The following is a 10,942-nucleotide window of genomic DNA, read 5'->3' on the forward strand; positions in this document are numbered from 1 at the left end:
GATGCGTTGGTCCCCGTCACCACCACGTTGTAGGTGCCATTTGGCTCACCACTGATGTCCATCGCGTTGCTCGTCCAAGCCCCGCCGCTTTGCACCGTGGCATTGCTGCTCACGATAGGCGTTTCACTGCCTTGCGCTTTGATTTCTACGTTCACCGTTTGGCCATCAAAGCGAGTTGACGTCCCCGCAATCTGCAATGAGGCCGCATTCGTGCCATCCACATTGCCTACTGGCGTGATCGCCAAGATTGGCGTGATTGGCAATGTATATGACGTATTATCCTCACCCACATTACCTACTAGGTCTTTATATTGACTCACCACTAGGTCAACACCGAGTTCTGGTACGTCTGGGACATTAACGGTTCCGGTCCAAACTTTCTTATCAGCAGGATCAGCCGTTAGCGAAGTAACATTATTCGCACCTAATGTTGCCGTTGCTTCTTGTAACTCTTTGTCAAACTCAAGCTTAACGTCTACTGCCTTTCCAATTTCTTGATGCAGTGGATCAAACGTTACTTTAGTAAGCGTAGGTAACACACCTTCTACCCCCAGAATCAAACTATCCCCTTTTCCGGGGATATTGTTGATGCTCTTGTAGCTTCCATCATCGACCCGTATGGTTATGTCTATATTTTCTCTTTCTGGTGTTATGTATCTGACTGTCCAAGTTATGTTGTCAGTGGTACTCCAAGATAAAGGTTTTAACTCACCGCCATTATTCTCATCTAACTTTACGTCTGAAATATCAAATTCTGTGACTTCTTCTGTAAACGTAAACGTAAGCGGGACTTCGACGCCACCAGCCAAAGGTGTGCTTGCAGTCGTCGATATTGTTAGCTCAGGGACTGTCGCTGCCACCACTTCGTAAATTGTCTGTCCATCCTTTTGATTGCCGACAGCATCATTCGCGATTACTTTTATCGTGTAATTTCCTGGCGATAATAAGTAGTGAAACACATAAGGTTCGCCATCGTTGGTAGGCTCCGTGATTGACTGTGGCCCTACTGCTAGACCTGAGCCGTTGTCAGCTGTTGATGTTACTGAACTTAAGTTTTTGTCTGTTACCTGAGCAGTTACATCCAACTGATATTTGCCATCATCTGTCGCTTTGTCATCCTGCGTGGTATCGACAATCGACACTTCAGGGTCTTCATAATCAACAACTGATGCGATACCCTCGGCATTATAAGTATTATTAAAAAGCGTAAAGTCTTTAATAGCACGTCCCATTGAGTCAGTGACTGTCACTTTGTATATGTATTCAGCTTGGTCATCAATTGCAAAATCCATGGTACCAGTCGCGCTTGACGACACAATATTGCCGTTGAAGTTAAGCGGGTCTCCGGTAGTTGGAACCATATCAATGGAATAATGAGTTGCCTTGACATGCTCCCCCTCTGTAGACGTAATCGTGAACGATTGACTTTCTTTAGTGAATGCTAGCTTGCCTCCCAGCAAGCTAGTCATGTGATCGAAAGAAAGAGCAACGGCAGGCTTACTCAAATCGATAACCTTGTCTTCACTACTTTGGTTATCCACCGCATCAGTCGCGATTACCTCAACCGTTATCTGATCACGACCTAAGAGCTGATCTTTGGATAACTCGAAATAAGTCATGTTTTCCGTTTTTTCTTCTTCAAAGCCAAGCGCTCGAACAGTGTACTTAACCCTCGCTAAACCACTGACGTCATCTTTCATCTCGACAAAAGTGAACCTAACTTTGTCATCTGCTTGCTCAGTAACCGTGATCGCATCTCCAATGACAGGAGCAGTATTATCAAATCGAATATCTTCAACTAAATCTAACCCTCGGTTTTCCCAAACGTCAGTGACCAGAACCTCGATTGATAACGCTTTATTTTCTAGACCCGCATCCAACTCGTCACTATGAAATGTTGAACAGCGATACGTGTCATCATCACTACAGGTGGTGAAGTTTCTGAAGTTATCAGCGTTATTTTTTAAGTCGTATGACAGGCTACCAAAAGTAACACTTACGTTTTCTATGTCCGAGTATTCGGCAAGCTTAACTCTAAAGTCTACATCGAGGATTTTACCATTTAATACATCACTACGTTCAGGGCTTGTAATTTCAACTACCGGCTTTTCAGTTGGTAATAAAAATTCAAACTCATGCTCTGCTGCTAAGTTGCCTGCATTATCAGTAATGTTAGAAATTTTATAGGCATGAGTAACCGCCGTCTTTTGAATGATATCGGCATACTTTTCTTTGTATCGGCAAACAGCTTCACCCTTGGCATTCAAAACACAACTCTCAGCACTAAACGGAATAGATCCAGCCATTCTAATTAACTTAGGGAAATCCGTGTTGTCAGTAATATTTACTCCTGACAGCTCATCTTTAAATATAAGGTCAAATGCAAGGTATTTAGTTGGATCATCTAAGTCATAGGTCACCTCACCGCCCTTAAACTGGTAAGTGTCGGATTCAGGGTAAACGGGAGCTGGAACATCTGCATCCATCATTTTAAAGTCAAACTTCTGAACGGCTTCCGCTCCATTCGTGCCCGTAGTTTGGACAATCAAAACAGCAGGTGAATACGAAATATTTTCCGAGTCAACGCTACAACTAGGCTCTTGCCCCGAAGAAATATTCTTCACGCCAGAAGTAGGCTTTTCTCCACTAGTAGGGGCATCGTTGCCATTGTGTTCCTTACGAACCCAACACTCTATGCTTTTTGCTTTAACTTCACTTAGTGTTTTGAATGTGACGTCCAGCACGCCGTCAGAAACATAGTTCTGAAAATCATGATTAGGCTCTGCAATTTCAAGTGCGACACCATTACGCTGGACGCTTAACGTGCGGTTAATGTCGGTAATTAATGGAGCACCGTTATGTTGGACATTATTTTCAACACTAATACTCAGTTCATAGTTCCCATCTGTACTTAGTTGAGACTGGGTTAATGTAGCTTCCCAAGTGTCCTCTGAACCGTCGACTTTATAAAACTGAAAGTCTGTCGCTTTACTTTCACCCGAGTATTTATATGTAGATTTAATTTCTTTAACACCACTCACATCGGTTACTTTTAAAGTTAGCTTGATGTCACCTTCTTCATATATAACTCGTTCAATTAAGTCGCCACTATCTGTATAAGCAATCGTGAGATCTAATTGGGGACGCTTACTGCTCACGTTAACCAAAAAGTCTTTTGTTGATGAGTTACCACGAGTATCTGAACCTTTAACTCTAATCGTATGCTCACCATCACTTTGCCCACCTAAAGGGATTTTAAGAGCGTCAGCATTAACTATTTTCGTTCCCGGAGTACCCGGTGCTGGTTCAACATCCTCAAATATCCAGTACTCTAAGTTTTCTCGATCTACCCCCTCAGTAGAAACGTTACCATTCGGGCCTAAATCTGTAGCTCTCAGCTCAAAGACATAATCACTATTGTAGTAACTATTAACATCGTGCCCCATCAAGCTAAATTCTGGGCCTTTGTTGTCAAAAATTACGCTATTTGTATTCGATTGACTTTCAAAACCATGAACATCTTTTGCTTTAACATAGAGACTGATGCGATTTCCTTCTCCTTCCCTCAGGTCAATTTTGTCAGTGTCAGCATCTACAAGAGGCATTTCGAATTTTTGACTTGGGTCGGCAGGCTTAAACGTTTTTAACACTGTAGGGTTATCTACCTGGAACAAGGATATTTCTTCAATACCAGAATCATCTGTCACTGATTCAAAAAGCACATTGAACTTACGTCCTACTACGGTGTTTTCTTTATTCAAAGCGTCTTCAATCCAAGGGGTAGAGAGTAGAACTACTGGTCCCTTATTATCAACTTGAAAGCTGAACGTCCCCTTCCTACTCTCGTTTGCTGGATAGGCTTTATCCGTTGCCGTTACGTAAAATTCATTTTTGGAATCATAATTAAAGGCTTCAGCAACCAATTGAACTTTAACATCCGGCTGCTCGCCAATGAGGTATGGTTGATCACAAACGCTTGTTTCAGGATCGCAAGCTTCTAACGTTTGGGACTGACCTGAGCCTTTCCTTAGTTCGACTTTTACATTGCTACCTTGACTAAGATCACCCCAATCGATCACCGGAGTCCAAACATCGTTGCCACCCAATCGCTCTGAAATTTCCGCATCATTAACAACCGGTGGCTCAGAGTCGATATAAATACGAAACCTTGACGCTCCATTGTCGGCATCTGACACCGCATTCCCCAAGTTATCTTCGGCGCTAACTACCGTTAACCAGTCACCATCACCTGGGTTAATTGTTGTTCCTTGAGTCGAGCAATCTTCCTGACTGCATAGGCGTACGACAAACCGATCGCTTTGGTTGGTATAAAACTGATCATATGAAACTGGGTATCTTTCGCCAGATGTCTTATAGAAAAGTAAACTACGTTTCTCGAGTTTGTCACCAACCACATCTTTCAACTCAAAAGTTAGATCGTGGATGTTATTTTTAATACTCAGATAAACATCTTCCCCTATAGGGTTTTTATCTGGACCTATAGGAGGGATGTAACTCGCCTCCGGATAGTCATTATCTACATACAAACGCTCTACAAGAGGCTCGGCCTCAGTATATCCATTACCTTTGGTATCGAATGCCGTTGTCTCTAGTGCAAACTCGATGATATCGGTGAGATCTGTTGATTCTGTATTCAGGGTAAAGAAGTACTCTTTTCTAAATTTATTACTATCGCCAGATTCTTGTGGTTTAAGTTCCAATGGAATAGCAGTATTTGGGTCATCCATGGCATACCACATACTTTGGAATTTCGGGGCTTGGTCACCTTCCTCTACAACCCCAGATGGATCTTCTAACACTACTCTAGATACCACTTCACCCGCGACATAGCGCTTGTTGCCAACCATGGTTTCGCGGCCAGTCTCTATTGTTAGTGTTTGTTTCGGAGGATAAATATCAATACTACCGCCACCACTATCAAAGATATTGTCTTCGCCAAGTTTAGGATTAGCCGTAGAAATATCATCGGCATAAAGTTGAGCAATATTATCTGGGATGCCGTATTTTTCAGTCATGATATCGTAGTAAGACTGAGCAAGGTCTTTGCGGTAGGTATCAGAGTCGAACTCGTAATCATCCAATTTGATTTGATTCCCACCAGCGCCAATTCCGTTTGCTTTACCATCGTAGCTAAGATCGTCATAAATAGCGGAGGCGAAATCAGAAGAGTTATTACGAGGTGTGTCCTGAGCTAAGTCATCAATTGCTTCAACAAGAAAACGATGCAGATAATCGTTAGATAGATCGCTAGGAATTGGCTCCTTCAGCATCTCGTTTGTAGCGTAAGCCGTTACGGTTGGATCGAATCCAAAGAACGATTCGTTACCGCCCGCTAAAGCGTATTTCACTTCTGTCAAAATTTGTGAGGCGCGTTCTGACGTTTTGTCACCGGCTTCTACCTGATTCCAACGATAATCGAACAAACCTGTCTGGTAAGTGGCAAGCTCGGTCACGTAATACGTATTCGAACCGTCAAGTTCAAAATATGCGCCGATATTGGCATTGTTTAGATTAACGCTCGCTTTGGCGCCTGCATCGTCCTTCCATTGGTAGTAGTGAGGGTCTGTCCCTTCTACACCAATTAAACGTACTCGCATGAATTCATAATTGACAACGTCAGTCGTGGTCTCACACGAAGCCACATCAAGCGCGCTAGTTTGATCACTTTCTGGCTGCTGAATGGTGGTACAACTTGCTAGAGAGGTGAATTCACCATTTGGGTTCAAACCTTCTAATTGCACACGTGCACCAATGAAAGGGGTCACAACCGTCATCGTAGGTAGGTCAAAACTGCTTCGGAAGTAAACTTCTTGGGTCGCACTTTCATTGTCGGACTCGTCGATGGTTTGAATCACCAGTTTCTGACTGGCGTTTTCTGAAACGTTTTTAAAACCATCACCAAGTACCTCTTTTACGAAAGGAACGTAGTAAATAACTTCATCGACTCTGCCTTCGCTATCTAAAATAGTTTCGTGAGGGATACTCGCGGTGATAGTGTCCGTCGATGCTACGGTTTGTGTTGTGTTTTGAAATGCGTAGTTGTTGTCGTTGTTTTGGCTTACGTAGTACTTCACGACTAGTTTAAGTTTGTCAGCACTTGAGCCTAAAACCGTATCGGAGTTCACATCAGAAACTCGAACTCGTACGTAAGGGATCTTATTCTGTTTTAACAGGTTAACGTTAAAGTTCGCGAAATCAACGCCATCAATTGATTTCAAGCCAGAAGCAGCATAGACATAATCGATCTTCAAGTAGTCTCTACTCGACTGAACATTGTCTGATGTATAAGTATCTTGCGTGTAAACCCCTTCGTACGTAGACCTTTCTCCATCGACGGTCACATTAACGTAGTTCATCGATGTCCCTTCAGGGTACGTAATGATCTGAGCAGGCGCTTGATCGTCACGGCTTACTGCATGCTGGTATTCACCGACGTTGTCTTTGGTATCAGTAGCCTTAACATCGAACGTAGTCGTAGATAAGAATTCGTCCGTCGAATAGGCTTTACTAAATTCACAAGCACTGCCCGACTCTGCCGTTACAGGAGTACAAGCCACATCTTCTGGGAGACCGCTTTTAAATGAAACGCTGACAGACTTAATGTCTTGAGACGCTTCTTTTACTATGCCTTTTAATACGTACTCTTGAAGTTCGTTGTTGATAGCGCTTGCAGAAGTAACAGAGATGACCGGTGCATCATTATCCCACTCGAAATTTACGTAATGGCCTGAATTGCTACCAGGAACAAGTTCATTGCCTAAAACATCTGCCGTGTAAAACACCAAACGAGCAGCAGTCACATTAGAAAGGCCGGTTTCTGAGTCAACCTCAACGGCATCAATGGCTTTTGTATCGACACTTACTTTGATGTTTGTTTCACGGACACCAACTTCAAATCCGCTTGCGTCTACCGAACAAAACTCACTGCCAGAAGTCTGTTGGTCGTTACATTTGAATTCGCCTGACCAAGCACCATGTAATTGGTATTGCACATAAGCAGAAACAGATTGAACACCGATATCGTCATTAAGTCTGATATCTACGCTATCTGTTCTTGCTAATACATCACCATCGGTGCGCGTTACGGTTGGTGGTGTTGTATCGATTTCGGTTTCATCGCGTGGTGGAATAACACCATCGGTCGTACCATGGCTTCCCAAATCATTAATTTTTTGACTAAAAGCAACGTAATCATCAGCATCCGTACCTGAGATGTTAAGCTCTGGGTCGTTCACTACAATCAATACGTGTTGAGAAAGATCTTGAGTGTAAACGTCGCTGGTAATTCTCTGCTGACCAAACGTAAGCGGCGTCACTGCACCTGTCGAGTCACTGATTTCTAAGCCGTCTAGAAGACCATCAGCGATGACATCACGAAATTGAATGTCAGCAAAATGCATTGAGGTATAGACGTTATCTTCAGACTGACCGTATTTTTCAATAAGGTCATAAGAAAATGAAGAGTATGCTGTTAGCAAAGCTCCGTATTGGTGACCAGGAGTGGCAAAGCTACTTTGACCACCTTTCGTTATGTCAATCGGAGTGGTTTCATTGACATTGAACCCGTACATCCCATTGATACTATCTAAGGCTTCAGAGACCGCATCTGAGCCAGATTCGCCGCCAGAAATCTTATACTTAGCTAAACCAGAAACGATATTAGTCAGCGGTGTGAGCATTAATTTCTGATCACTACCTTCACTAAAATTCACTACCCCTTCTAGGCGCAAAGTCTTGCCCGCACTCGATGACACAATTTCTTTTGTGAGAGGATCGGTGTAGCTACCTTGCTGCGCGACGACATACAAAGGCATCGAAGAGGATTCGAATTCAAGCTTGTAATCACCAAAGGCATCAGAAGTCGTGCTTGCAAGCAATCTGCCGACTTTTCCATCCTTGTATTCAAACACCTCGATCTTGGCGCCATTGACCGGAGCGTCAAAAACGTTACCTGAGATGCTTCCTGTATTCCTAGCTGGCGGTGTATTGTCACCACCATCCCCACCGCCACATGCACTCAATAAAAGTGAAGCAGCCATGAGACCTAACGTTGGTTTTAGCGTATTTTTAGTGAACATAGTAATTTGGCAGAGTATATTTTGCCGCGATTATATTATTGTCTAGGATTTTCTCAACGTGACAAAATAACCATAAAATCAAACATAAACGCTAAGAAAATAGGTAGTTTTAAACCTCTTTAGCAGCGCTACTTCACATCTATCGTTATTTAATTAGTAAAAACACAGGAATTGGCTATAACGGCGTGTAAGATTTTATTTTAAATATTATACTCCCCTCAATTTTTCGCCTTTAAGCATAATTTCGATTTAATGACAAGTTTAATATTAAGACAACATACACAAAACATTGCTCTACCTCTTGTGCTCATTGCATTCGTCATCATTGCCGGCGTGTCTTTTACTCATCATCTACTTACTCCTGAAGAGCAACCAAGCGTAGCCACCAAAAAGCCTCAAACTGTTGTTTCTAATAAAATAATCCACAGTAACATCGAACACATCTACGAGACGTACTTTCAGCGAACCAAGATCACCACAGGCGTGATCGATTACTCTTTCGTGACTTCTTTGATTAATGCAGGATTATCTCAGCGAGAGATAAAATCTTTGATAAAATTAATCGAAAATGAATTCGACATTATTGGTTCAGTAAGAAAAGGCGACAAGTTCTCAATAAAAACCCGAACCAATAGTTATAATGAAAAATACATCAGTTCTTTTTACTATTCCGGTAGTAAAAGAGACTTCTTTGTTATTAACGATGGCGACAACAACGCTTACGATGAATATGGCAATAAGTTAATTCGAAAGCCATATTATTCATTTCCACTAGCGAAAAAGTACAAAGTTAGCTCTGGTTTTAATTTGAAGCGAAAACATCCAGTAACAGGTTTAATTGCACCACACTTAGGTACTGATTACGCCGTCCCAATTGGAACACCAATACAGAGTATTGCAGATGGTGTCGTCGTGAAGTCACGCTACAATCGTTTTGCCGGTAATTACATTAATATCCGCCACACCAACGGTTCTATGTCTCGTTACTTACACCTGTCTCGTAGCGATGTTCGCGTGGGTGACCACGTAACGAAAGGACAAACCATCGGCCGAACTGGTAATACTGGAAGAACAACAGGCCCTCACCTGCATTTAGAATTAATTGTGGATGGTGTGCCTGTTGATTACGCTCGTTACATCCGCACTACCCCTGCTCCACCGGTGAACATGCAAATGATGTTAGCTGCAAGAACTGAGCGCGCAGAACTGATCAACGAACTACTCGACTCCGCCTCTTAACGCCCTCTTGTTTTTCCTTATTCAGCTCATTGCGGCGTAGTTTTCTGCGTCACAATGAGCTGGTTACGCTTGAAAGAGAACACCCTTCGACTCGAAAGTAACCGAATTGCCGCTAAAACAGGGCTTAAGCCCCTAAATATCTCTCTGTCAGTCTGCTCTAACATTTCCGCTCTCTCAATAAAGTGTTAAGATCCTCACATGACTCGCTGCAGTGGTAACGAGTGGTGATGATTACCCCACTCCCTCAACATCCCCATAAGTGATGTAACTAAGCTAAGTAGCCCACCAGCATAACCATGAAACAATAAGGCGATTTTTCAAATGGTTAACAACTCTATCCAGTGGTTCCCGGGCCACATGCATAAAGCACAAAAAGAGATTGCAGAAGCGATCCCTCAAATAGATGTCATTATTGAAGTGCTTGATGCTCGTATCCCTTTTAGTAGTGAAAACCCTATGATCGCGGAGCTCAAGGGCGATAAGCCAGTAGTAAAAGTGCTTAACAAACGTGATCTTGCGGACCCAGAGTTAACTCAAGTTTGGATTGACCACTTCGAGAAAGAGCACAACGTAAAAGCGATTGCTATTACCACCTCTCAACAGGCTGAAGTCCTAAAAATTATGGAGTTGGTACGTAAACTTGCCCCGCATCGTGAAGAAATTGGCAAGAACATTCGTACCATGATCATGGGTATTCCAAACGTTGGTAAATCCACCATTATCAATGCGTTGGCGGGCCGCACTATCGCAGTGACGGGTAACCAACCAGCGGTTACACGTCGTCAGCAACGTATTAACCTTCAAAATGGTATCGTTCTTTCTGACACTCCGGGGATTCTATGGCCAAAAGTAGAAAACCCACACAGTGGCTTCCGTCTTGCTGCAACCGGCGCGGTAAAGGACACTGCAATGGAATACGATGAAGTCGCGTTCTACACGGTGGAATACCTAGCGGCTCACTACCCTGAAAAGCTAAAAGAGCGCTACCAAATCGACGAACTGCCACAATCGGATATCGAGATGATGGAAGAGATCGGCCGTCGCCGCGGTGCATTACGTGCTGGCGGACGAGTAGACCTTCACAAAGTATCTGAGATCCTTCTTCATGAACTTCGCCAGGGCACATTGGGACAAATCACTCTTGAACTGCCTGAGATGATCACTCAAGAATTGATTGAAGTAGAGATTGAAACCGCTCGTAAAGAAGAAGAAAAAGCAAAACGCAAAGAAGAACGTCGTAAGCGTTACCTTCGTAACAAGCGATAATCCCCCTCTTAACTTCCTTCCAAAGGCACGTGATACACGTGCCTTTTTTTATGCTTAAATTTTTTTCATTGCAGTGCAAAAGAGCGACGCTTTTCTCATTATTTATGGAATGAAAACCACTAAACGTAGCGCTACCTTCATCCCCTAACAATTTGCCCTCCAGTTAAATTTTGTAGGAAAAATCGAACAAATTCATAAATATTAATTATGTGTTTTAACGGTTATTTTTTAAGCGCGATCTTAGTTAGACCCCCGAATGGTAAGGAGTTACAAAGCTCACCCAACCCTTAAATGCCGAGTTTGCAGGCGCACGCAAACTTATGCAACTTGGCTAATGA

At 43.0% G+C, this 10,942-nt stretch carries 3 protein-coding genes; 2 read left to right on the forward strand and 1 reads right to left on the reverse strand.

The genetic code is table 11. The features are described from left to right. Positions 1-8,060 (reverse strand): Ig-like domain-containing protein (locus H735_RS26290; protein ID WP_042980639.1); only part of this gene is annotated, 8,060 nt, incomplete at its 3' end. Between the two features lie 291 nt (positions 8,061-8,351). Here H735_RS26290 and H735_RS26295 point away from each other — a divergent pair. Together H735_RS26295 and ylqF are read left to right on the forward strand one after the other, a co-directional pair. Beyond that, positions 8,352-9,338, forward strand: a complete 987-nt coding sequence (locus tag H735_RS26295; protein ID WP_027726865.1) for a peptidoglycan DD-metalloendopeptidase family protein — start codon at positions 8,352-8,354, stop codon at positions 9,336-9,338. 321 nt (positions 9,339-9,659) lie between these two features. Beyond that, the gene (gene ylqF / locus H735_RS26300; protein ID WP_009704187.1) at positions 9,660-10,604 is read left to right on the forward strand and encodes a ribosome biogenesis GTPase YlqF; all 945 of its coding nucleotides are present in this window, start codon (positions 9,660-9,662) and stop codon (positions 10,602-10,604) included. The last annotated feature ends 338 nt before the right edge of the window (positions 10,605-10,942 follow it).

The sequence above is a fragment of the Vibrio owensii CAIM 1854 = LMG 25443 genome, assembly GCF_000817815.1.
Classification (GTDB): Bacteria; Pseudomonadota; Gammaproteobacteria; order Enterobacterales; family Vibrionaceae; genus Vibrio; species Vibrio owensii.